General features: G+C 69.1%; 22 protein-coding genes and 2 tRNA genes. 17 read left to right on the top strand and 7 right to left on the bottom strand.

Features of this window, described 5'->3' with window-relative positions:
- The first annotated feature begins 4 nt into the window (after positions 1–4).
- Genes B842_RS02970 through B842_RS02980 form a run of 3 tightly spaced genes read left to right on the top strand, consistent with a single transcriptional unit; the run spans position 5 to position 3,862 of the window.
- Complete coding sequence (locus B842_RS02970; RefSeq protein ID WP_040085116.1) at positions 5–1,102, top strand: potassium channel family protein; 1,098 nt, start codon at positions 5–7, stop codon at positions 1,100–1,102.
- Positions 1,074–1,817, top strand: a complete 744-nt coding sequence (locus B842_RS02975; RefSeq protein ID WP_040085117.1) for an NAD(+) diphosphatase — start codon at positions 1,074–1,076, stop codon at positions 1,815–1,817. The genes B842_RS02970 and B842_RS02975 overlap by 29 nt, the downstream gene beginning before the upstream one ends.
- Positions 1,814–3,862: an ATP-dependent DNA helicase UvrD2 gene (locus tag B842_RS02980; RefSeq protein ID WP_040085119.1), complete on the top strand. Its 2,049-nt coding sequence runs from the start codon at positions 1,814–1,816 to the stop codon at positions 3,860–3,862. Before B842_RS02975 ends, B842_RS02980 begins: the two co-directional genes overlap by 4 nt.
- Here B842_RS02980 and B842_RS02985 read toward each other — a convergent pair.
- Positions 3,817–4,692 carry a hypothetical protein gene (locus B842_RS02985; protein WP_052437698.1) on the bottom strand — a complete coding sequence of 292 codons (876 nt, stop codon included), beginning with the start codon at positions 4,690–4,692 and terminating at the stop codon, positions 3,817–3,819. The two genes, B842_RS02980 and B842_RS02985, sit on opposite strands and share 46 nt — an antisense overlap.
- A gap of 33 nt (positions 4,693–4,725) precedes the next feature.
- On the opposite strand from B842_RS02985, the gene B842_RS02990 reads away from it, so the two are divergent.
- On the top strand, positions 4,726–5,214 hold the full coding sequence (locus tag B842_RS02990) for a M48 metallopeptidase family protein (protein WP_040085120.1): 489 nt from the start codon (positions 4,726–4,728) through the stop codon (positions 5,212–5,214).
- Here B842_RS02990 and B842_RS02995 read toward each other — a convergent pair.
- The gene (locus tag B842_RS02995) at positions 5,199–5,447 is read right to left on the bottom strand and encodes a Pathogenicity locus (RefSeq protein ID WP_040085121.1); all 249 of its coding nucleotides are present in this window, start codon (positions 5,445–5,447) and stop codon (positions 5,199–5,201) included. The two genes, B842_RS02990 and B842_RS02995, sit on opposite strands and share 16 nt — an antisense overlap.
- Positions 5,447–6,838, bottom strand: coding sequence for a zinc-dependent metalloprotease (locus B842_RS03000; RefSeq protein ID WP_040085122.1), 1,392 nt, complete (start codon positions 6,836–6,838; stop codon positions 5,447–5,449). The genes B842_RS02995 and B842_RS03000 overlap by 1 nt, the downstream gene beginning before the upstream one ends.
- 115 nt (positions 6,839–6,953) lie before the next feature.
- Here B842_RS03000 and B842_RS03005 point away from each other — a divergent pair, with 115 nt between their 5' ends.
- Positions 6,954–7,994, top strand: coding sequence for a YlbL family protein (locus B842_RS03005; RefSeq protein WP_040085124.1), 1,041 nt, complete (start codon positions 6,954–6,956; stop codon positions 7,992–7,994).
- On the opposite strand, the gene B842_RS13365 is transcribed toward B842_RS03005, so the two are convergent.
- Positions 7,991–8,695, bottom strand: a complete 705-nt coding sequence (locus B842_RS13365) for a hypothetical protein (protein ID WP_373277302.1) — start codon at positions 8,693–8,695, stop codon at positions 7,991–7,993. The genes B842_RS03005 and B842_RS13365 overlap by 4 nt on opposite strands.
- A 31-nt stretch (positions 8,696–8,726) precedes the next feature.
- Positions 8,727–9,215 carry a PPA1309 family protein gene (locus B842_RS03020; RefSeq protein WP_373277301.1) on the bottom strand — a complete coding sequence of 163 codons (489 nt, stop codon included), beginning with the start codon at positions 9,213–9,215 and terminating at the stop codon, positions 8,727–8,729.
- A gap of 138 nt (positions 9,216–9,353) precedes the next feature.
- On the opposite strand from B842_RS03020, the gene B842_RS03025 reads away from it, so the two are divergent.
- The 4 genes from B842_RS03025 to B842_RS03040 all read left to right on the top strand — a co-directional run bounded on the left by B842_RS03025 (position 9,354) and on the right by B842_RS03040 (position 14,284).
- Entirely contained in the window at positions 9,354–12,314 is a 2,961-nt protein-coding gene (locus tag B842_RS03025) for a UPF0182 family protein (protein ID WP_040085128.1), read from the top strand.
- A gap of 99 nt (positions 12,315–12,413) precedes the next feature.
- Positions 12,414–12,490 (top strand) — tRNA-Met (locus tag B842_RS03030).
- A gap of 307 nt (positions 12,491–12,797) precedes the next feature.
- Positions 12,798–12,874, top strand: a tRNA-Met gene (locus B842_RS03035).
- Between the two features lie 207 nt (positions 12,875–13,081).
- Entirely contained in the window at positions 13,082–14,284 is a 1,203-nt protein-coding gene (locus B842_RS03040; RefSeq protein ID WP_245631384.1) for a S1 family peptidase, read from the top strand.
- An 80-nt stretch (positions 14,285–14,364) separates the two neighbouring features.
- On the opposite strand, the gene hisN is transcribed toward B842_RS03040, so the two are convergent.
- Together hisN and B842_RS03050 are read right to left on the bottom strand one after the other, a co-directional pair.
- Positions 14,365–15,150, bottom strand: coding sequence for a histidinol-phosphatase (hisN, locus tag B842_RS03045; protein WP_040085131.1), 786 nt, complete (start codon positions 15,148–15,150; stop codon positions 14,365–14,367).
- Positions 15,147–16,016, bottom strand: a complete 870-nt coding sequence (locus tag B842_RS03050; protein ID WP_040085133.1) for an inositol monophosphatase family protein — start codon at positions 16,014–16,016, stop codon at positions 15,147–15,149. The genes hisN and B842_RS03050 overlap by 4 nt, the downstream gene beginning before the upstream one ends.
- Before the next feature lie 54 nt (positions 16,017–16,070).
- Here B842_RS03050 and B842_RS03055 point away from each other — a divergent pair, with 54 nt between their 5' ends.
- The 8 genes from B842_RS03055 (at position 16,071) to B842_RS03090 (ending at position 21,451) form a co-directional block, all read left to right on the top strand.
- Complete coding sequence (locus B842_RS03055; protein ID WP_052437699.1) at positions 16,071–16,490, top strand: hypothetical protein; 420 nt, start codon at positions 16,071–16,073, stop codon at positions 16,488–16,490.
- A 52-nt stretch (positions 16,491–16,542) separates the two neighbouring features.
- Positions 16,543–17,646, top strand: coding sequence for a peptide chain release factor 2 (prfB, locus tag B842_RS03060; RefSeq protein ID WP_040085134.1), 1,104 nt, complete (start codon positions 16,543–16,545; stop codon positions 17,644–17,646).
- A gap of 90 nt (positions 17,647–17,736) precedes the next feature.
- Entirely contained in the window at positions 17,737–18,426 is a 690-nt protein-coding gene (ftsE, locus tag B842_RS03065; protein WP_040085135.1) for a cell division ATP-binding protein FtsE, read from the top strand.
- A gap of 12 nt (positions 18,427–18,438) precedes the next feature.
- Entirely contained in the window at positions 18,439–19,341 is a 903-nt protein-coding gene (gene ftsX / locus B842_RS03070) for a permease-like cell division protein FtsX (protein WP_040085136.1), read from the top strand.
- A gap of 5 nt (positions 19,342–19,346) precedes the next feature.
- Positions 19,347–19,943 (top strand): hypothetical protein, encoded by a 597-nt coding sequence (locus B842_RS03075; RefSeq protein WP_040085137.1) that lies wholly within the window; start codon positions 19,347–19,349, stop codon positions 19,941–19,943.
- On the top strand, positions 19,943–20,581 hold the full coding sequence (locus B842_RS03080) for a hypothetical protein (RefSeq protein ID WP_040085139.1): 639 nt from the start codon (positions 19,943–19,945) through the stop codon (positions 20,579–20,581). Before B842_RS03075 ends, B842_RS03080 begins: the two co-directional genes overlap by 1 nt.
- A gap of 13 nt (positions 20,582–20,594) precedes the next feature.
- Positions 20,595–21,083 carry an SsrA-binding protein SmpB gene (gene smpB / locus B842_RS03085; protein ID WP_040085141.1) on the top strand — a complete coding sequence of 163 codons (489 nt, stop codon included), beginning with the start codon at positions 20,595–20,597 and terminating at the stop codon, positions 21,081–21,083.
- Complete coding sequence (locus B842_RS03090) at positions 21,080–21,451, top strand: DUF488 domain-containing protein (RefSeq protein ID WP_040085142.1); 372 nt, start codon at positions 21,080–21,082, stop codon at positions 21,449–21,451. The genes smpB and B842_RS03090 overlap by 4 nt, the downstream gene beginning before the upstream one ends.
- Positions 21,452–21,481: the final 30 nt, after the last annotated feature.

Genomic DNA, 21,481 nt, shown 5'->3' on the forward strand with positions numbered 1-21,481 from the left:
GGGCATGCGCAACCGCATCCGCGCGAGATTCCGCGGTGACACGGAGCTGAGCAAGCTGCCGGATCACGCACTGCTCGGGATCATCAACATCCCCGGCTCCGTGGCGGCGAGCCCGTGGGCGCTCATCGGGCGCCGTGTGCTCTACGCCTATCTCCTGCTGCTCCTGGTGGCGACCATCGTCTACCTGGACAAGGACGGCTACACCGAGGACCTGACGTTCATCGACGCGTTCTACTACTCGGCCGTGTCCCTGTCGACGACCGGTTACGGCGACATCACCCCGGTGACGCAGTCCGCGCGACTGATCAACATCGTGGTGATCACACCGATCCGAATCGCCTTCGTTATCCTCCTCGTCGGTACGACCCTGTCGGTGCTGACGGAGAATTCCCGCAAGACCCTGCAGATCCAGCGTTGGAGGAAGTCCGTGCGCAACCACACCATCGTCATCGGCTACGGCACCAAGGGGCGTTCCGCCGTGTCGGCGCTGCTCGCCGACGGCGTGCCGGCCAACCAGATCGTCGTCGTCGACACGGACAAGCAGGCGCTGGCCCGCGCCGAGAATCAGGGTCTGGTCACCGTCTACGGTTCCGGCACCAAGGCGGAGGTGCTCAAGATCGCCGGTGTCACGCGCGCCCGTTCCGTCGTCGTCGCCCCGAGCATGGACGACACCGCCGTGCTGGTCACGCTGTCGGTCCGGGAGATCGCGCCGTCGGCGATGATCGTCGCCAGCGTCCGCGAGTCCGAGAACCAGCACCTGCTGGAGCAGTCCGGCGCCGACTCGGTGGTCATCTCCTCGGAGACCGCCGGCCGTCTCCTCGGTCTGGCCACCGTGACACCCTCGGTCGTGGAGATGATGGAGGACCTGCTCAGCCCCGACGAGGGCTTCTCCGTCGCGGAACGTCCCATCGCGGAGGACGAGGTCGGCGCCAACCCGCGTCACCTCGCCGACATCGCCCTCGGACTGGTCCGCTCCGGCGAGCTCTACCGCATCGACTCGCCCGAGGCCGAGACCGTCGAGCCGGGCGACCGCCTCCTGTTCATCCGCCACGTCACCGGGGAGGACGTGAAACATGTTCCTGCCGATCGGCCCCGCGGGTGAGGTCCCCGTCGCGGAGGACGGCGCACCCCTGCGCTTTCCGACGTCCCCTTTCCCCGGCCTGACCGTCCAGGTCACCGCCGACCTGCACGCCGTGCGTGTCAGCCGGGAGCAGCTGGAGTCCCTGCTGCCCGCCGGTGGGCGGGTGGCCGACCCACGGGTCTTCGGGCATGACCGCACGATCTCCCGGGCGATCGCCCTGCTGCGGCACCGGGAGCTGTCGGGTTTCGACCCGGTCGACGGGACCCCGCTGTCCTACGGGGCGGACGGGGTCGTGGCGGTGGGTGGCGCGGGCCGCCGGATCTTCCCGCGCCTGGACCCGGCGGTCATCGGTCTGGTGGAACTGGCGGGGGAACAGCGCATCCTGCTGGGTCGGAACGCACGCCGGGGCTCCTACTGGTCGCTCATCGCGGGGTACGTCGAGCCGGGGGAGAACCTCGAGGAGGCCTTCGCCCGGGAGGTCCGGGAGGAGACCGGCCGCCGCGTGCGTGACGTGCGCTACTGGGGCAGTCAGCCCTGGGCGGTGAGCAGTTCGCTCATGGTGGGGTTCACGTCCCTGACCAGCGACGAGAATCCGGTGGGGGAGACCGACGGGGAGCTCGTCGAGACCCGCTGGGTGGCGCGTGCCGAGCTGGACGATCTACCCCTGGCCCGTCCGGGTTCGATCGCACATGCGATGATCACCGAGTGGAGGAACGCAAGGAGGACCACCCAGTGATCGACCTGTCCGAGCTCGACGACGACCAGCGTGTCGCCGCCACCGCCCCCCGCGGGCCGGTGTGCATCCTGGCGGGTGCCGGCACGGGTAAGACCCGCACCATCACCTACCGCATCGCCCACCTCATCGACCGCGGTTTCGTCAGCCCGAACCGGGTACTGGCCGTGACGTTCACGTCGCGGGCCGCCGGGGAGATGCGGCACCGCCTCCACCTCATGGGCATCGGCGGGGTGCAGGCGCGGACGTTCCACGCGGCGGCGCGTCGGCAGCTGTCGTACTTCTGGCCGCAGATCGCCGGATCCCTGCCGTGGCGTCTGCTGGACAACAAGTTCCCCCTCGTCGGCCGCGCCGCCCGGGGCGTGGGCGTGGAGTCCACCACGGAGAACGTGCGTGACCTCCTCGGGGAGATCGAGTGGGCGAAGGCCAGCCTCATCACCCCGGACCAGTACCCGGAGCGCGTCGAGAACTCCGACCGCACCCCGCCCGTCCCGGCACTCAAGGTGGCCGAGGTGTACCGCCGTTACGAGGCGGCGAAGACCACCGAGGAGGGCATGCTCCTCGACTTCGACGACCTGCTCCTCCACGTCGCCGCCGCCCTGGAGAACGCGCCGGGCGTGGCCGACGAGTTCCGGGAGCAGTACCGCACGTTCGTCGTCGACGAGTACCAGGACGTGACCCCGCTGCAGCAGCGGGTCCTGCAGGCGTGGCTCGGCGACCGGGACGACCTCACCGTCGTCGGCGACGCCAACCAGACCATCTACTCCTTCACCGGGGCGACCCCGCGGTACCTCCTCGACTTCCCGCGGACGTACGAGAACGCGACCCTGGTGAAGCTGCAGCGTGACTACCGTTCCACCCCGCAGATCACGGACCTGGCGAACACCGTCATCGGGCAGGCCACGGGCCGGGCCGCCGGCACCCGTCTGGAGCTGCAGGGCATGCGTCCCGACGGCCCGGCGCCCACCTTCAACGCCTACGACGACGAGCCCACCGAGGCCCGTGAGGTCGCCGGGCAGATCCTCACCCTGCTCAACCGGGGGGTGCCCGCCAGTGAGATCGCGGTGCTCTACCGCATCAACGCCCAGTCGCAGGTCTTCGAGCAGGCGCTGGCCGACGCCGGCATCGTCCACCAGGTGCGCGGCGGGGAGGGCTTCTTCACGCGCCCGGAGATCCGGCAGGCGATCTCGGAGCTGGTCCGCGTCGCGCAGCGCACCGACCTGCCCGATGACCCCGTCGCCGTCACCCGCGCCGCCCTCGCCCCGCTGGGGCTGACCCCCACGGAGCCGGAGGGCGCGCAGGCCCGCGAGCGCTGGCAGTCGCTGGTCGCGCTCGTCGACCTCGTGGAGGAACTCGTCCGGGCCCAGCCGGACCTCGACATGACGGGTGTGCTCCAGGCGCTGCGCCAGCGTGCCGAGTCGAAGCACCCGCCGACCATGGAGGGCGTGACCCTGGCCAGCCTCCACGCGGCGAAGGGTCTGGAGTGGGACGCGGTGTTCCTCGTCGGGCTCGTCGAGAACACCCTGCCCATCTCCCACGCCATCAAGGCCGGTGCGCATCAGATCGAGGAGGAGCGCCGCCTCTTCTACGTCGGCATCACCCGCGCCCGTGAGCACCTCCACCTGTCCTGGTCCCTGGCCCGGCAGGAGGGCGGCCGGAAGTCGCGCACCCGCTCCCGCTTCCTCGACGGGGTGGTCCCGGAGCTGGAGATCGAGAAGGTCCCGGCCCGCACGGTCCGCCCGAAACGCTGCCGCGTGTGCGGCGGGGAACTGACCACCCCGGCGGAGAAGGTCCTGGGCCGCCACGAGGACTGCCCCTCCGGCGCCGACGAGGAGATCTTCGAGACACTGCGCGCCTGGCGCGCTGAGGCCTCCCGGGAGGCCGGCGTCCCTGCCTACATCGTCTTCTCCGACGCCACCCTCATGGCGCTGGCCGAGGCACTGCCCGCCGACCGCAACGAGCTTCTCGACGTCCCCGGCGTCGGCCCCGTCAAGGTCCAGCGCTACGGCGCGCAGCTGCTCGCCGTGCTCGAGACCTTCCGCTCGTAGACGAAGCACACCGGGCACCGCGGGTGGACGTCGAGCACCTCGCGGGAGACCCCGGCCCACGGGTCGGTGGTGAGCAGATCGCCCGGCGCGGGGGAGGGGAGCACCACCCCGGGCGGGGCGGGGACGTCGACCAGCGACGCGACGACGGCCGTGGCCTGCGCCGCCACCATCGCCAACGTGGCCGGCACCGGACTCACCGGCCCACCGGGCAGCTGCGTGACCACCCGGTGCCAGAAGGGGTCCCGGTCGGTGAGGTGCAGGTCGGCGCAGAGGGGGCAGGGGCCGGTGTCGTCGATACGCAGCGGACCGATGACCCCGCGGTGGTCGAGCACCGACACGCTCACCCACGTCCGCGCGAAGCGGGTGAGCATCGGCGCCATCGCCCGCGAATGGGCGAGCCGGTCCACGACCACCACCGGGACGGTCACCTCGGCCGCCGCCAGGTAGGCGTACTCGGACTCGCCCCGGAGCGGGGTGCGCACGTCGATGCCCGAACGGTGCAGCAGCTCCGATAGCGTCTGTGCCAGTCGGCCGCGCCCCAGCAGGATGACGCCGTGTTCCCGGCGGGGCACGAGGATGCGGTAGGCGAGCAGGTCATCGAGCAGGCTCACTGCCGCGGCACGGGACAGCCCCGCCGCGCACAGGCCGGTGAGCAGGGCCTCCCGGGGGCGGGCGCGCCGGGCCCCGAGCAGCGTCGCCATGATGAGCGGGGCGTGCGACGTCTCGATGACGCCCGCCCGCGTCGCGTCCAGACCGAACTGCAGTGCGTCCCGGCCGCGCAGATAGACGTGCGCCCCGTCGGCCAGTCGCAGGCTGATGCCTTCCCCCATGGACACATCTGACCACAGATACAATGCCGTGGCATGCCCACCGTTGAGGTCATCCGTTCCGCCCGCCGCACCCGCACCGTGCAGGCCCGTCTCGTCGGCGACACCGTCGAGGTGCGTATCCCCGCGCGGATGACGAAGGCGGAGGAGGAGCAGGCCGTCGCCGACATCCTCGCCCGCCTCCGGCGGAAGCAGATGTCCACGGCCACCTCCGACGAGGCGCTGCGGGCCCGGGCCGAGGACCTCAACGCCCGGCTTCTCGACGGCCGCGCCACCATCGGCTCCATCCGCTGGGTGTCCAACCAGCGCACCCGCTGGGGGTCATGCACGCCCTCCACCGGGGCGATCCGCATCACCGACCGGCTGCAGCAGGTGCCGGACTACGTCCTCGACGCGGTGATCCTCCACGAACTCGTCCACACCTTCATCCCCGGGCACGGGCCCGAGTTCTGGGAGTGGGCCGACCGCGCCCCGCAGGCGGAGCGGGCGAAGGGCTACCTGGAGGCCTATCAGCGTTTCGGGTGAGAGTGCGCGCGTGCCGCGGACACGGCACCTTCCACGGCCTTCCGTGCCTGGGGCGAGTTACGCCAGCACGTCGAGCCGGTGGCGGCTGCCCCGCCGTCGAGGATGTCCGCGGGGTCCGCGGCGGCGAGCGCCCCCAGGCTGGTGTACCCGAGCTGCTCCAGCCGGGAGACCACCGCAGGGCCGACGTACCGGACGGCCAGCAGGATCTCCCGTTCGGCCGGGTGGAACGGCACTACTTCTCCCGGTTGTCCGGGTTCTCCGGGTCCTCAGGGGACTCCGGGTCCTTCCCCTCCTGCTCCCGCAGCATCTCCTCGAGCTTCGCGAACTCGCGGTCGAACTCGTCGGAGTCGCCCTCGCCGAGCAGGCCGTCGATGAAGTCGGCGGAGTTGTCCAGCTGCTCCGCGGAAGGCATGAGGTCCGGGTGCTCCCAGATCCCGTCGCGACGCTCCTGGCCGACGGCGACGTCCACGCGGCGCCACAGCTCGACGGCCTCGGCGACCTTCGGGGCGGCGAACTCGATGCCGACGATCTTGGCGAAGGCCTGCTCGGCGGAACCGCCGGTGGCACGGCGGCGGCGCCACGCCTCGGTCATGACCGGGGTCGAGGGGATGCGCTCACCCATGGCCCGGTCGACGACGTACTCGACCCAACCCTCGACGAGGGCCAGCAGCGTCTCCAGGCGGGAGACCGCCTGGGCGTTGCGGGAGGAGATCCGCGGGGAGAGGTCCATGCCCTGCAGGCGCTGCATCGCGTCCTGGATGGCGGCCGGGTCCCCGGACTCGAGGTTGAGCTCGCGGGTGGCCTCCTCGATGTGGGAGGTGTCGATGACCAGGCCGGCGGCGTACTCCTCCACGGAGGACACCAGACGCTCGACCAGCCACGGCACGTGGCGGTAGAGACGCTGGCGTGCGGACTCGCGGGCCGCGATGTAGACCATGAGCTCCTGGCCGGCGACGGTGAGCTCCTTGCCCGCGGCGGTGATGTTCGCCGGCAGGAGGGCGGTGACGTCGGTCGGGGCGACCGGCAGGCCGAAGTCGGAGCCGGTGAGGGCCTGCTTGGCCAGGTCACCGAGGGCGTTGCCCAGCTGCATGCCGAAGTTCATGCCGGACATCTGGTTCATCATCTGCAGCATCGGGCCCATCATCTCGCGGGCCTCCTCCGGGAGGGAGGCGAGCTGGGCGTCGGCCATGTGCTCGGCGACCGGGCTGACCAGGCGCTTCCACATGGGCAGGGTCTGGGTGAGCCAGTCCTCGGCGTTCCAGGCCACGACGCGGCCACCGGCGGTGGGCATCTGGGTGGCGTCGTCGAGCCACAGGTCCGCGAGACGCGCGGCCTCCTCGACGGCCGTGCGGTCCTGGTCACGCACCGGGGTGACCTGTCCGATCTGCTGCCGTGCGATCCGCTCCGCGAGGGCGTAGTTCACCGGTCCCTGGCCCTCGGGGGAGTTCATCGAGGAACCCATGCCCGAGAGCATCTGGCCGAACTGGCTGAGCATGTCGCCCAGCCCGCCCGATCCGTCAGCACCGCCGAAACCGAACGCGCCGAACGGGTTCTGGTCGCGGCGCGACTTGTCGTCGTCATCGTCGCCTGGTCCGAAAGAGAAGCCGAATCCGCCTGTGTTCATGGCACCCAATCTACCGGCCGCCGCGGACCACGGGCCATGATGTCGGCAACGCTGACAGCGAACACAGGTACCCTGATCTCTCGTGAACGCGACATCGACCCCAGCCAGCCGCCGCATGCGCACCCTCGTGTGGGGTGGAGTACCGGTCCTGGCCCTGGCCGCGCTGGTCTCCATGGACCACATCCCGGGCACGGACATCTCCCTGACCGTCCCGTACGCGGCGGAGGGGCCGGGCCCGATGTTCGACACCCTCGGTGAGGTCGACGGCATCCCGGTGGTGGAGATCGACGGGGCGGAGTCCGACGACACCGCCGGGGAGCTGCGGATGACCACCGTCTCCGTGCGCTCCGGCATGACGCTCGCGCAGGCGCTGAGCCGCTGGCTCACCACCGACGACACCCTCGTTCCCATCGAGCAGGTCTTCCCGCCGGACCTCAGCCCCGAGGAGGTGGAGCAGGCCAACAAGCAGGCCTTCACCTCCTCGGAGGCCGCGGCCACCGTCGCCGCGATGAACCATCTGGGCCGTCCGGTGGAGATCGTCGTCGCCGACACCATCCCGGAGTCGGCGGCCACCGGCCGTCTGCTCAGCGGTGACGTGATCGTGGGGGTTGACGGGCAGGGCGTCGACAAGCCGGGGCAGGTGCAGGAGATCGTCCGGTCGAAGAAGCCGGGCGACGACATCACCCTCGAGCTGCGCCGTGACGGGCGGACCGTCACCGAGACCATCGAACTGGGGGAGAACCCGCACGACGGGAGGGTCCCGATGCTCGGCGTCTACATGAACTCCCAGCCGGTCAACGGGCTCGAGGTGTCCTACAACCTGCAGGACATCGGCGGTCCGAGCGCGGGCATGATCTTCTCGCTGGCGGTGATCGACAAGCTGACGCCGGGGGAGCTCAACGCGGGGCGCACCGTCGCGGGCACGGGCACCATCGCGGAGGACGGTTCGGTGGGCACGATCGGCGGCATCGAGCACAAGGTGCGGGCGGCGGCCGAGGACGGCGTCGAGCTCTTCCTCGCGCCGGCGGGCAACTGTGCGGGGGCGCTCAAGGGGCAGAAGGGCGACATCGTCGTGGCGAAGGTGAACAACCTCGCCGAGGCGATCACCGCGATGGAGGACTTCGGGGCGGGCCGCGACGTCGTCACCTGCGGTTAGGCGTTGGTCTCCTCAGCTTCTTCCGGCTCCTCGGAGGGGCGTTCGGCGAGGCCGAGCTCGTAGATGCGCTCCTCCGGGTCCACGCGGTCGGAGGAGACCATCTGCTGCATGACCAGGCCCTCGTCATTGTCGACGACCGTGATCACCGCCGTCGTCCCCAGCGTCGACCAGCCCACGACCCGGCGGCCCGTGTCCTCCACGACACGCGAGCTGCGCAGTTCCGTGATGAGCTGCGTCGTCGACGCCGCCTTCGACATCGACTGGAAGAACTGGAACTGTCCGACCTCCGGGCCGGAGCACTCCCACGCGTTCGCGATGCTGTCGTTGCACGCCTCGAACTGACGGAACAGCGACGCCGGCGCCACGGAACCGAAGATCTTCTGGACCTTCTCGACGTCCGCGGGCACCCCACGACTGCTTGTCGACGACACCGTCGTCGACTTCGACCCCGTCTCCCGGGGAGCCCGGGTGGTCGTCTCCTCGGAGGTGGTCTCCTCGGTGGTGGTCGCCGCCGAGGAGACGGTGGTGGGGGTGGCCGTGGTGGTCGGGGCGGCGCTCGTCGGGGATGCCGTGGTCTCCGACGGCTCCGGGGCCTCCCCCTCGGAGGAACACGCCACGAGGCCGACGCTGAGCAACGCCGCCGAGGCGACGGCGGTGGCGCGGGCGAGGCGGGCAGGGCGGTGAAGTCGCACGGGGCTCAGGCTCCTTGGGGGAATGATGTTCCGGCCCAGTCTAGTCGACCGGATCCGGGTCCTGCTCGAGTCCGAAGCGCAGCGCCTGGAGCACCCCGGGGGCGACGTCCGGGCCGCCCCGCAGCTCGATGTTGTCCTCGGCGAAGGCGCCACCCTCCTCCAGTTCCTCCTCGGTGGGACGCAGCTGGAGGAGCGTCAGTTCGACGCCCTCCTCCCGCAGCACGCCGGAGAAGAGGCGGGCGGGGCGGGCGTCGGCAAGCGTGGGGTCCGCGGAATCGCGGAACATGATCTCCTGCGCCAGCACCACACCCCCGACGAGCTCCGGCCACGCCAGACGGGAGAGGTAGTCGCCGAGTTCATCGGAGCCCGGGAGGATGTGTTCGGGCAGGTCCTGGACGACGAGCGTGAGCGGGGCGGCCTCGTCCGGATCGGCCAGCTGATCGGCCAGCAGCCGGGTGGGCACGAGCGCGAACAGGGTCGGTGCGGCGTCCCAGCCCTCGGCGTGCACGAACTCGACGGCCTCCATCATGGCCTTGTTCAGCGCCTGCGCGGTATTTTCGGGAACAGTCACGGGCCCTCCTTCGTTGGTCACACAGGGGTGTACTTCTCTAGGCTAAGGACAGTACACCGGCAGAAATGTATGTCTTAAATATTTAGGAGAAGGACTTTGGCCACCGGCCTCTCACAACCCTCCCCGTCCGTCAGCAGACCACCCAAGGTACTCAGCTGGATCATCGGCATCGTCGCCGCTCTGTTCATCCTGGCTCCCCTGGCCATCGGCTTCTACACCGACTGGCTCTGGTTCGGCGAAGTCGACTTCCGTGGCGTGTTCACGAAGGTCCTGCTCGTCCGTTTCGCGCTGTTCTTCGCGTTCGCCCTGATCGCCGGCTTCATCATCTGGCTGGCCGGCTTCTTCACGTGGCGCAACAGACCGGACACGCTGGAGACCATGGACCTCAACTCCCCGGTCCACCAGTACCGCCAGGCCCTGGACAAGTCCGTCCGTGCCCTGCTCATCGGCATCCCCGTCGTCGTGGGCCTCTTCGCCGGCTTCGTCGGCCAGGGCACCTGGCGCACCGTGATGATGTTCCTCAACGGCGGGAACTTCGGGGTGAAGGACGCCCAGTTCGGGCATGACCTCGGCTTCTACGCCTTCAACCTGCCCATGATCCGCCTCACCGTGGACACCCTGTCCATGCTGCTGGTCGTCGCGTTCATCATCTCGATGATCGGCCACTACCTCCTCGGCGGCATCCGCATCGGCAACCAGGCGATGGGCATCAAGGGCTACATCTCCCGCGCCGCCCGCATCCAGCTCGCCGTCACCGGCGGCCTGTGGATGGTGCTGCAGGCGGTGTCCTACTTCCTGGACCGCTACACCCTGCTGTACTCCTCCCAGGAGACCTTCACCGGCGCCAGCTACACCGACATCCACGCGCACCTGCCGGCCAAGATGATCCTCATGATCATCGCGGTCTTCGTGGCCGTGGCGTTCTTCTCCGCGATCGTGCTCAAGGACCTGCGCATCCCGGCGCTCGGCGTCGTCCTGCTGCTGCTGTCCTCCTTCGTCATCGGCGTGGCCTGGCCGCTGCTCATGGAGCGCTTCTCCGTCCAGCCGAACCGTGTGGCCAAGGAGGCGGAGTACATCTCCCGCAACATTGAGGCCACCCGTCACGCCTACGGCCTGACCGACGAACAGGTGACCTACCTCGAGGACTGGGGCGCCGGCGGCGCCTCCGACGAGGCCGTCGCCGCCGACGAGGCCACCATCTCCAACATCCGCCTCCTCGACCCGGAGATCCTGTCCCCGACGTTCACGCAGATGCAGCAGCTGCGTAACTTCTACGGCTTCCCGGAGACCCTCAACGTCGACCGCTACGAGGTCGACGGTGAGATGCGTGACTTCGTCGTCGCCGCCCGCGAGATGGACCCCAACGCCCTGCGCGAGAACCAGCGCGACTGGATCAACCGCCACACCGTGTACACCCACGGCAACGGCTTCATCGCCGCGCAGGCCAACACCGTCGACGAGGCGGCCCGTGACGCCGGTTCCACCCGCGGTGGCTTCCCGGTGTTCACCGTCTCCGATCTGCAGACCAACGCCGCTCGCCAGGCAGCGGAGGAGGCCGAGGAGCTCGGCATCAAGGTCGACCAGCCGCGCATCTACTACGGCCCGGTCATCGCCAACTCGAACGACGGCGCCGACTACGCCATCGTCGGTTCCGACGGCTCCGGCCCGGTCGAGTACGACACCGACAACTCCTTCTACACCTACGACGGCAAGGGTGGCGTCGACATCGGCAACATGTTCAACCGTGCCGCCTTCGCCATGCGCTACCAGGAGATGAACCTCATCCTCTCCGACCGTGTCCACGGCGAGTCGAAGATCATCTTCGAGCGTGACCCGCGGTCCCGCGTCGAGAAGGTCGCCCCGTGGCTGACCACCGACTCCAAGACCTACCCGGCCGTCATCGACGGTCGCGTCAAGTGGATCGTCGACGGCTACACCACGCTGCGTGCCCTGCCGTACACCGAGCAGACCTCGCTCACCGAGACCACCGTCGACGCCCTCAACCCGGATGGCACGACCCGCGCGCTCATCACCGACAACGTCGGCTACATCCGCAACTCGGTCAAGGCCACCGTCGACGCCTACGACGGCACCGTCGAGCTCTACGAGTTCGACACCGAGGACCCCGTCCTCAAGGCGTGGCAGGGCATCTTCCCGAACACCGTGAAGCCGGAGTCCGAGATCTCCGACGAACTGCGTCAGCACCTGCGCTACCCCGAGGACCTGTTCAAGGTCCAGCGTGACCTGCTGGCCCGCTACCACGTCTCCGACCCGGGCACCTTCTTCACCAACGACGCCTTCTGGTCCGTCTCCGAGGACCCGACCGCGCCGGAGGGCCGCTCCAACCTCAACCAGCCGCCGTACTACATCGTGGCCGCTGACCCGGAGACCAACGAGTCCAGCTTCCAGCTGATCACCCCGTTCCGTGGCCTCAACCGCCAGTTCCTCTCCGCGCACATGGCCGTCAGCTCCGACCCGGAGACCTACGGCAAGATCACCGTCCGCGTCCTGCCGACCAACACCCAGACCCAGGGTCCGAAGCAGGCACAGGACGCCCTCATGTCCTCCGACCAGGTGGCGCGTGACCGCACCCTGTGGGAGGGCACCAACGAGCTGCACAACGGCAACCTGCTGACCCTGCCGGTCGGCGGCGGCGAGATCCTCTACGCCGAGCCGATCTACTCGCAGCGCAAGAACCAGGAGTCGGCGTTCCCGAAGCTCCTGCGTGTGCTCGTGTCCTACAAGGGCCGCGTCGGATACGCCCCGACCATCTCCGAGGCGCTCGCCCAGGTCGGCATCGACCCGCGCGCCGCCCAGGACATCGCCGGCTCCGAGACGACCCCCGAGCCGGAGACCCCGGACACCACGGACGAGGACGCGGCGGAGGAGACCCCGACCCCGCCGGCCTCCGGCACCGGCACCGAGGGTGAGGCCATCGACCGCATCAACGAGGCGCTGCGCAAGCTCGAGACCGCCCGTGACGGCTCCTTCGAGGAGTACGGCAAGGCACTCGACGAGCTGGACCGCGCGGTGGCCGAGTACCGTTCCGCCAACTAGCACCCACCTGGCCTGGGGATTTGCCTGAATCCCCGGGCGGTGGGTATAGTTCAACACCTGCTACGGAAACGTGGCCAGGTGAAAGTGAATAGCACCCGTCGCGGGGTGGAGCAGCTCGGTAGCTCGCTGGGCTCATAACCCAGAGGTCGTAGGTTCGAATCCTGCCCCCGCTACCAATTCACCACGGAACCCTCCCGACTTAGGTCGGGAGGGTTTCGTCGTTCCCGGGGTGCTCGGACAAGGTCGAGTTCACTTCTTCGAGAGGAGGCCCGTGGGGGCCGGACATGTTCGAGACGAGTCTCCGCTCGACCATGTCCTCTCGTCGTTGCGGTGGACCCCGCACTCCACGCCTGTCCCCGGGCACTGGTCTTGCCCGCCCGTGTCCCGCGGAAGCGTCCTGAACTGGCGATTTGGGTTCCGGGTGGGGAGGTTGGTATAGTCACACATGTCGTTACGGCGACGGTGTAAGTGAATAGCACCCATCGCGGGGTGGAGCAGCTCGGTAGCTCGCTGGGCTCATAACCCAGAGGTCGTAGGTTCGAATCCTGCCCCCGCTACCAATTCACCACGGAACCCTCCCGACTTCGGTCGGGAGGGTTTCGTCGTTCCCGGGGGCGGCGCGGTGGTTTCCGCGTAACCTTTCGGATACGACATCCATGTCCATGCTCGGTCGCGGGAACGACGTGGCATGATGTGAGGGTATTCCTGCAGCTCCACCAGAAGAGGACCCCACCCCTATGCGACGGCACGCCCGCGTTAAGAACTCCATGACGGCAGCGATCGTGACGGGTGCGGTGATGCTCGCGGTGCCCGCGGTGGGCGCCGTCAGCTCGGAGGGCGCGACGTCGGACACCACGCCGCTGACCTCCTCCGTCGTGGACTCCACCACCGAGATCACCGGCACCGAGGTCGACTCCGCGGATGTCGTCAACAGCGTGCGTGCCCAGCTGGCGGCACTGGGGGTGCAGGTGCCGGGCGTCGACAGGGCCGTGACCGACGCCATCGACCACGCCATCGTCACTCACGTGCCCCACACGCGGCTGCGTGCGGAGGAGGTCACCGCCGACAACACCGACACCGCCGACACCACCGCAGCAGAGGAGCAGACCACCGAGATCACCGGCGACACGCCGCCGAGCATCCGGGGGCTGTCCTCCCTGCCGGGGGAGCGGGCCGCCTACTCGGACGGTGAGGCGCTGGTCCCGGAGGAGCAGGCCGGTCTCGACCAGAACTACCGCTGGGTCAATGACCCGATCGCCAAGGTCATGGCCGGCAAGCCCTCCTCGGAGTGGATACTCCACCGTGTGCCGGTGTCCTGGTTCGACGCCCCGCGCATCCCGGAGGAGTCGATGGTTGTGCAGGAGCAGGGGGCGTCGCTGTACGGTCCGGGTACGCCGATTGTCGTCGGCAAGTCGAAGATGTGCACCATCGGTGTCGTCGGCACCGACGCTGAGGGCCGGAAGGTCGGCATCACCGCCGGCCACTGTGGTGATCCGGGGGAGAAGGTGTGGTCCGCGGACTCCTGGCAGGTCGGTGCGTCCGGCACGGTGGTCACGAGCAACAAGCTCCACGACTACTCGGTCGTCGAGCTGGGTTCCAACACGCAGATCACCCGCAGCTACAACGGCGTGACCGTCAACAGCATCGGTGGCCCGGCCCGTCCGGGTGACATCCTGTGCAAGCAGGGCGTGGCCACCGGTCACACCTGCGGCAACGTGTGGACCTCCGACGCGGAGATCCACATCTCCCAGCTGTGCGCGATGGTCGGCGACTCCGGTGCGCCGGTCATGGCGGGGGACCGCATGGTCGGTCTGATCTCCGGTGGCGTGCTCTCTGACCAGCGCTTCTCCTGCCGCACCCCGCTGCAGGGCCAGCTGTTCATGCCGACCGTCTCCACCAGCATGGACACCGTCCTGCAGGATCTCGACGCCCGGGGTGGCGTCGGCGCCGGCTTCCGCCTGGCGGACTGACCTGCACAGAAGCACACGCAGACACTGAGAAAGGGCCTCGTTCTCCCGGGAGAACGAGGCCCTTTCTCGGTGTCCGGGGCCTAGCGGTTGAGGGCGGACAGGGCGGCGTCGTGAAGCAGGCCGTTGGTGGCGACGGCGTCGCCGCCGTGCGGGCCGTCCTCGCCGGCGAGGGAGGAGAAGCGGCCGCCGGCCTCGGTGACCAGGATCGACAGGGCGGCCAGGTCCCAGAGGGAGACCTCGGGCTCGGCGGCGATGTCGACCGCGCCCTCGGCGACGAAGCAGTAGGAGAGGAAGTCACCGTAGCCGCGCAGGCGCCAGGTCGCGTCGGTGAGGCCGACGAAGTGCTCGCGCAGGCCACGCTCCTGCCAGCCGGAGAGGGAGGAGAAGGAGAGGGAGGCGTCGGCAAGCTCGGAGACGCCGGAGACGCTGAGCTTCTTCGGGGAGCCGCCGTTGAAGGTGCGCCAGGCGCCGGAGTCGGCGGCGGCGTACCAGCGGCGGGCGAGCGCCGGGGCGGAGATGACGCCCACGACCGGCTCGCCGTCGACGAGCAGGGAGATGAGGGTGGCCCAGACGGGGACGCCGCGGACGAAGTTCTTCGTGCCGTCGATCGGGTCGATGACCCACTGGCGGCCCTCGTGGCTGGCCTCGCCGCCGAACTCCTCGCCGAGGATGGCGTCGGCGGGACGCGCCTCGGCGAGCTTCGCGCGGAGCGCCTCCTCGCAGGCGATGTCGGCGTCGGAGACCGGGGTCATGTCCGGCTTGGAGGTGACGTTGAGGTCGGTGGCCTCGAAGCGGTCGAACGTGAGGGAGTCGGCGAGGTCCGCGAGTTCGAGGGCGAGGGCGAGGTCATCGGTGTAACTGGTCATGCAGACATACTAACCAGCGCGGACGCGACCTGTTCCACTGCGCGGGAATTGCCGGCCACGCACCACGTGACCCCACCGGCCTCAACCTTCACGCCCTCACCACCGGCACCGGCGACCAGCGCGAGGCCGGGCAGCCAGTCCCAGTCCTCGACGGAGTGCTGCACCCACAGGCCGAGGGACCCGTCGGCCACGGAGGCCAGATCCACGCTGCCGGCACCGAGCATGCGCAGCGTCGCCACCTTCCCGACGGCCCGCATCCACGCCTCCGCCCGCTCCGGCCGCGCCAGGGAGGTGGGGTGGATGTAGGTGCCCAGGCACAGCTGGTCGGCGTCCACGTCCTGCAGCTTCGCGACGCCCTGTCCGTCCCGCGTCGTGGGAATCTCCGGGCCCCCGAGCCACGTGTAGCCCATCGCCGGACGGTGGACGGCACCGAGGATGAGCGTGTCCGGGTTCGCCGGCTCCCCCTCGACCAGGGCCAGGGCGGAGCACCAGTAGTCGGAGCCGGAGGCGAAGTTGTAGGTGCCGTCGACCGGGTCGACCACCCAGTGGCGGCCGTAGGTGGAGGTGCGCTCGGCCCCCTCCTCGCCGAGGATGCCGTCCTCCGGGCGCAGCTGGGCCAGCGCCCCGGAGATGAAGTCCTCCGCCGCGCGGTCGGCGATGGTGACCACGTCGGACACGGAGGTCTTCTGCTCCGTGGGCACACCCTGCTCACGCAGACGCCAGGCCAGGCGGCCGGCGTTGTAGACGAGCGCCTGGGCGAGGTGCTCATCGGAATCCTGTTCATGGGCGATGACGAAGGTCTTGGTGATCGCGGCGATCATGTCGTCGAGGCTGGCGGCAGGGTGCTGTTGAGTCATGCGGTCCATTGTGCCCCGTGCGGTGACACACCTCAGGACGAGGGCGGACCTATCGTGGGGGACATGACCCTCCTCGGACTCCTCGTCATCGGGCCGGTGCTCTTCCTGCTCATCGCCCACCGGGGGAAGCCGGGGGCGGTGCCGACCATGCTGATCGCGTTCCTCGGTGGCCTGGTGGTGTGGCTGGCCACCATGAGCTGGCCGCTCGGTCCGCACGGGGACTACCTGCCCTGGCAGGTCGTGCTCTCCGGGTCCCTCATGGTGCTGCTCACCGTGGTGGCCGCCGTCCGGTGCCCCGCCGTGGGCGGGCCCGTCGGCTGGAGCGCGGCCAGCGGTTTCGCCCTGGCCTGGGGTGTCTGGGCCTTCGCGCAGGACGACACGGGGCAGTCGGGGGTCGGGCTCATCTTCCTCCTTCTCGGGGCCGGTGGATCCCTGGCGTTGGTGGGGCTGCTCGTCGGCGCGCTGCGCAGGCGCGTGGGTTGAGGGGCTGAGGGTCTGCGGGCGGGCGTCGGCAGGCACAGTAGAGTAGGGGGTTATGCGACCGGAACTCTCTGCAGCACTCGACGACCTCAACTCCACCCTCACCACCATCGAGAAGGTGATGGACCCGGAGGAGATGTCCGCCCGCGTGCGGGAACTCGAGCAGCAGGCCGCCGACCCCAGTCTGTGGGACGACCCGGACCACGCCCAGCAGGTCACCTCCGAACTCTCCGCCGTGCAGGGCAAGCTGCGCAAGCTCACCGACCTGCGCCAGCGACTCGAGGACCTGCCCATCATGTACGAACTGGCGGAGGAGGAGGGCGAGGGCGACGAACTCGCCGACGAGGAGCTCGCCGACATGCGCGCCCAGATCGAGGCGCTCGAGGTGCAGACCATGCTCTCCGGCGACTACGACCAGCGTGAGGCCCTCATCAACATCCGCTCCGGCGCCGGTGGCGTCGACGCCGCCGATTGGGCGGAGATGCTCATGCGCATGTACACCCGCTGGGCGGAGAAGAACGGCCACAAGGTCGACGTCTACGACATCTCCTACGCGGAGGAGGCGGGCATCAAGTCCGCCACCTTCGTCATCCACGGCGACTACATGTACGGCCAGCTCTCCGTCGAGCAGGGCGCGCACCGCCTGGTGCGCATCAGCCCCTTCGACAACCAGGGCCGCCGCCAGACGTCGTTCGCGGAGGTGGAGGTGCTGCCGGTCGTCGAGAAGGTCGACTCCATCGACATCCCCGATGCCGACGTGCGCGTCGACGTCTACCGTTCCTCCGGTCCGGGTGGACAGTCGGTGAACACCACCGACTCCGCCGTCCGTCTGACCCACATCCCGACGGGCATCGTGGTGACGTGTCAGAACGAGAAGTCGCAGATCCAGAACAAGGCCTCCGCGATGCGCGTGCTGCAGGCGAAGCTGCTGGAGCAGAAGCGCCAGGAGGAGCGCGCCGAGATGGACGCCCTCGGTGCCGGCGGCCAGGCGTCCTGGGGCAACCAGATGCGCTCCTACGTCCTGCACCCGTACCAGATGGTCAAGGATCTGCGCACGAACTACGAGGTCAACGACCCGTCGAAGGTGCTCGACGGGGACATCGACGGTTTCCTCGAGTCCGGCATCCGCTGGCGGATGGCGCAGCAGCAGGCGGAGTAGCCTGCCGCCGACGCAGCCCCAGGTGTCGCGTTCCCTGTGAATCCTCCCACCCGCCCCGATCGCCGCAGGCCGTTGGCTAAGGTGTGAGACGTGATCACCTTCGACTCCGTCACCAAGGTCTACCCGACCTCGACGCGTCCGGCCCTGGACAACATCTCCCTGACCATCGACAAGGGTGACTTCGTCTTCCTCATCGGGCCCTCCGGCTCCGGCAAGTCCACCTTCCTGGAGCTGCTCATCCGGGAGGAGAACGTCACCGAGGGTGACATCCACTTCGCGGATTTCCACGTGAACAAGCTGCGCGGCAGGCAGATCAACGAGCTGCGCCGCCGCATCGGCTACGTCTTCCAGGATTTCCGCCTGCTGCCGAAGCTCAACGTGCACGACAATGTGGCGTTCGCGCTGGAGGTCATCGGCAAGTCGCGCGCGCAGATCGCCAAGGCGGTCCCCGACGTGCTCGACATGGTCGGCCTGGCCGCCAAGGCGGACCGCATGCCCAACGAACTGTCCGGCGGTGAGCAGCAGCGCGTGGCCGTCGCCCGCGCGGTGGTCAACCGGCCGCTGCTCCTGCTCGCCGACGAGCCGACCGGCAACCTCGACCCCGAGACGTCCGACGGCATCATGGCGCTGCTCAGCCAGATCAACCGCGGCGGCACCACGGTCGTCATGTCGACGCACAACGCCCGCGCGGTCGACGACATGCGCCGCCGGGTGATCGAGCTGCACCTCGGCAAGCTCATGCGTGACGACGCCCGCGGCGTCTACGGCGAAACCCGCTAGAAGGAGACACCCATGACACTCGGATTCGTTCTCCGTGAGGCCCTGCGCGGACTGGGCCGGAACATCACCATGTCCATCGCGCTCATCATCACCACCGCGATCTCGTTGGCGCTGCTGGCGACCGGTTTCCTGGTCACGCAGATGACCGAGGACACCAAGGGGATCTACCTCGACCGCGTGGAGGTGATGATCCAGCTCGACGAGGACATCTCCGCGAACGACAGCGACTGCTCCTCCGAGGCGTGTGTCGAGGTCAAGGGGCTTCTCGACGGCGCCGACGGCGTCGAGTCCGTCATCTTCCGCTCGCGTGAGCAGTCCTTCGAGCGTTTCGTCGAGGTCTTCGAGCACACCGACCCGCAGCTGGTCGCCGAGACCTCCCCGGACGCCCTGCCCGCCGCGCTGCACGTGCGCCTGAGTGATCCGCTGGACCAGCGGCCGCTGGAGCCGGTGCGTGACCTGGAGCAGGTGGACACCATCGTCGACCAGGTCGATGACCTGCGGGGGGCGACCGACAACCTCGACGCGGTGCGCAACGCCACGTTCCTGCTGGCGGCGGTGCAGGCGGTGGCGGCGGTGTTCCTCATCGCGAACATGGTGCAGATCGCGGCCTTCGCGCGCCGGGAGGAGATCTCCATCATGCGCATGGTGGGTGCGTCCCGGTGGTACACCGAGGCGCCCTTCGTGCTGGAGGCGGTCCTGGCGACGCTCATCGGCGCGGTCCTCGCGGCGGCGGGGCTGTTCCTGGGCAAGGAGTTCGTCATCGACAAGGCGTTGGGCGGGCTGTACGATTCGCAGCTCATCGCACCGCTCACCACGGGCAGTATCTGGCTGGTGATGCCCCTCGTGGCCGTCGCCGGCATCCTCTTCGCCGGCCTCACCGCTCAGGTGGCGCTCCGCAGCTATGTGAGAAAGTAGACCCCATGACCTGGACCCTGGCACTGACCGCCACCCCCCTCGGACTCGGCACCGCGAAGCTCGGGGCGTCGGGCATCATCGAGATCACCGGCTTCTTCCCGGAGGTCGACCGCGCCGTGCGATTCTCCGCCGAGGGGGAGGAGACCCGTGTCCCCGACAAGGTCGTCCTCATCATCGAGTCGGATCTGCAGCCGCACGAACTCAAGTGGTACCTGGGTGAACTCGTCATCGCGGGTATCCCGGGGCACAACGTGCAGGTGCGCAACGACGTCGAGGTGCTCTCCACCGCCCTCGGTGAGCAGGCCACGCTGGTGACGTACCCGACGGCCGCCCCGAAGAAGAACTTCTTCGGTCCCCAGCCGGAACCGCGGCCGACCCCCGTGACCGTCTCCTTCCCGACGCTGGGGGAGAGGTCCTACGAGCGTGTCGACGTCGCGAAGCTGGCGCTCGAGTTCCCCACCGAGGACTCCCTGGTCACCATGCCCCCGCCCTCGGATACCCCCGTGGAGCTCAACCCGGAGCGCAACATCAACACGACGCGCATGGTGCTCATCCTCGTCCTCGCGCTCATCGTCGTCCTCGCGGTGGTGTTCCTGCTCTGATGTGGGAACTGGGTCTGTCGTACGGGGATGGCGGCGTCGGGTGCGCGATCACCGGTGCCGCGGGCGTGCAGCTCATGGGTTCCTTCCCGACGCTCGCCCGGGCCGTCGATGTCGCCGCCCGCGCGACCGACGGTGCCCCGCAGCGTGTCGTCCTCGTGCACCCGGCGGACCTGCCCGTCACGCAGCTGGGCAGGGTCGTCGGGGACCTCGCCCTCGCGGGCGTCACCGGGGACGACGTCCAGCTGCTCACCGACGTCGAGGTCCTCCATCGCCTCACCGGCCACCGGGTGCTGCTCATCGACGCCGACCGTGACCTCCTCACCGTCCATCCCGGGCGCAGCGAGCGTTTCGACGCGGACCGGGTGGCGGCGCTCGTCGCGAAGCACCCTTGGGAGACGACCGTGGCCCTGACCGGGCACCCCGAGAACCGCGACCGCTACCACGTGGCGGTGCGTGACCACGGACCCATGATCGTGGAACGCGCGGCGCTGGCCGCCCTCGCCCTGCAGGTGCCCGCGACCACCGCGCTCAGCTCCACCCCGCGGACCGCCGGGGCGCTCCGCCGGCGTCCGGTCGCGCCGTGGGTGCTGGCGGCGATCCCGGTGATCGCGCTCATCCTGCTGATTCTCCTGCTGTAACATGGTCCTGACTATGGGCAAGAAGAAAAAGAATCAGGATCGCAGCATCCTGGCCACCAACCGCCGGGCCCGGCACGACTACCACATCCTCGAGACCTACGAATGCGGCATCGTGCTGGTGGGCACGGAGATCAAGTCGCTGCGCGAGGGCAAGGTGTCCATCGCCGACGCCTTCGCCACCGTCGACGAGGGCGAGGTGTGGCTGCGCAACCTCCACATCCCGGAGTACTCCATGGGGTCGTGGACCAACCACCCGCCGAAGCGCACCCGCAAACTCCTCCTGCACCGCCGCGAGATCGACTCCATCATGGGCAAGGTCCGCGACGGCAACCGCACCCTCGTACCGCTCCAGCTCTACCTCAAGAACGGATACGTCAAACTCGAGCTCGGCCTCGCGCAGGGTAAGCAGGACTACGACAAGCGCCAAGACATCAAACGACGCACCGAGGAACGCGAGATCACCCGCGAACTCGGCCGCCGGGTGAAGGGCATCACGGGATGATCCACACCGCCAAGGTCCACGACGTCCTCCGTGGCGACGCCACCGTCCACGGCCGGGGCGTGCTCACCGACCGACTGTGGCCCCGTGGGGTGGCGAAGGCGGACATGGAGTGGGCGTGGCTGAAGAACGTCGCCCCCAGCACCGAACTGCGGAAATGGTACGGCCACGACCCGGAGAAGTGGACGGAGTTCCGGAAGCGCTACCGCGCGGAACTCGATGAACTGGCGGCGGAGGGACAGGAGGACGTCGAGAAGCTCCTGCAGTGGGCGGAGGACGACCTCACCCTCCTCTACGGTGTGGCCGACCGGGAGCACAACCAGGCGATCGTTCTCGCGGAGTGGTTGACGAAGCGGCTTCACAAGAGTTAGCATGAACCATCCTGCGGAACGATTGCACAA

It is taken from the genome of Corynebacterium humireducens NBRC 106098 = DSM 45392 (genome assembly GCF_000819445.1).
In the GTDB taxonomy this organism is placed as follows: domain Bacteria; phylum Actinomycetota; class Actinomycetes; order Mycobacteriales; family Mycobacteriaceae; genus Corynebacterium; species Corynebacterium humireducens.

Excerpts from the sequence above, each read along its gene's own strand:
- B842_RS03020 (WP_373277301.1), bottom strand. The coding sequence starts at position 9,215 with ATGATGGAGGCCGTCGAGTTCGTGCACGCCGAGGGCTGGGACGCCGCA.
- B842_RS03040 (WP_245631384.1), top strand. The coding sequence starts at position 13,082 with ATGACGGCAGCGATCGTGACGGGTGCGGTGATGCTCGCGGTGCCCGCG.
- B842_RS03090 (WP_040085142.1), top strand. The coding sequence starts at position 21,080 with ATGATCCACACCGCCAAGGTCCACGACGTCCTCCGTGGCGACGCCACC.
- B842_RS02990 (WP_040085120.1), top strand. The coding sequence starts at position 4,726 with ATGCCCACCGTTGAGGTCATCCGTTCCGCCCGCCGCACCCGCACCGTG.
- prfB (WP_040085134.1), top strand. The coding sequence starts at position 16,543 with ATGCGACCGGAACTCTCTGCAGCACTCGACGACCTCAACTCCACCCTC.
- B842_RS02985 (WP_052437698.1), bottom strand. The coding sequence starts at position 4,692 with ATGGGGGAAGGCATCAGCCTGCGACTGGCCGACGGGGCGCACGTCTAT.
- B842_RS02970 (WP_040085116.1), top strand. The coding sequence starts at position 5 with ATGCGCAACCGCATCCGCGCGAGATTCCGCGGTGACACGGAGCTGAGC.
- hisN (WP_040085131.1), bottom strand. The coding sequence starts at position 15,150 with ATGACCAGTTACACCGATGACCTCGCCCTCGCCCTCGAACTCGCGGAC.
- B842_RS03005 (WP_040085124.1), top strand. The coding sequence starts at position 6,954 with ATGCGCACCCTCGTGTGGGGTGGAGTACCGGTCCTGGCCCTGGCCGCG.
- B842_RS03055 (WP_052437699.1), top strand. The coding sequence starts at position 16,071 with ATGACCCTCCTCGGACTCCTCGTCATCGGGCCGGTGCTCTTCCTGCTC.
- B842_RS03080 (WP_040085139.1), top strand. The coding sequence starts at position 19,943 with ATGTGGGAACTGGGTCTGTCGTACGGGGATGGCGGCGTCGGGTGCGCG.
- B842_RS03075 (WP_040085137.1), top strand. The coding sequence starts at position 19,347 with ATGACCTGGACCCTGGCACTGACCGCCACCCCCCTCGGACTCGGCACC.
- B842_RS02975 (WP_040085117.1), top strand. The coding sequence starts at position 1,074 with ATGTTCCTGCCGATCGGCCCCGCGGGTGAGGTCCCCGTCGCGGAGGAC.
- smpB (WP_040085141.1), top strand. The coding sequence starts at position 20,595 with ATGGGCAAGAAGAAAAAGAATCAGGATCGCAGCATCCTGGCCACCAAC.
- B842_RS03050 (WP_040085133.1), bottom strand. The coding sequence starts at position 16,016 with ATGGACCGCATGACTCAACAGCACCCTGCCGCCAGCCTCGACGACATG.
- B842_RS03000 (WP_040085122.1), bottom strand. The coding sequence starts at position 6,838 with ATGAACACAGGCGGATTCGGCTTCTCTTTCGGACCAGGCGACGATGAC.
- ftsX (WP_040085136.1), top strand. The coding sequence starts at position 18,439 with ATGACACTCGGATTCGTTCTCCGTGAGGCCCTGCGCGGACTGGGCCGG.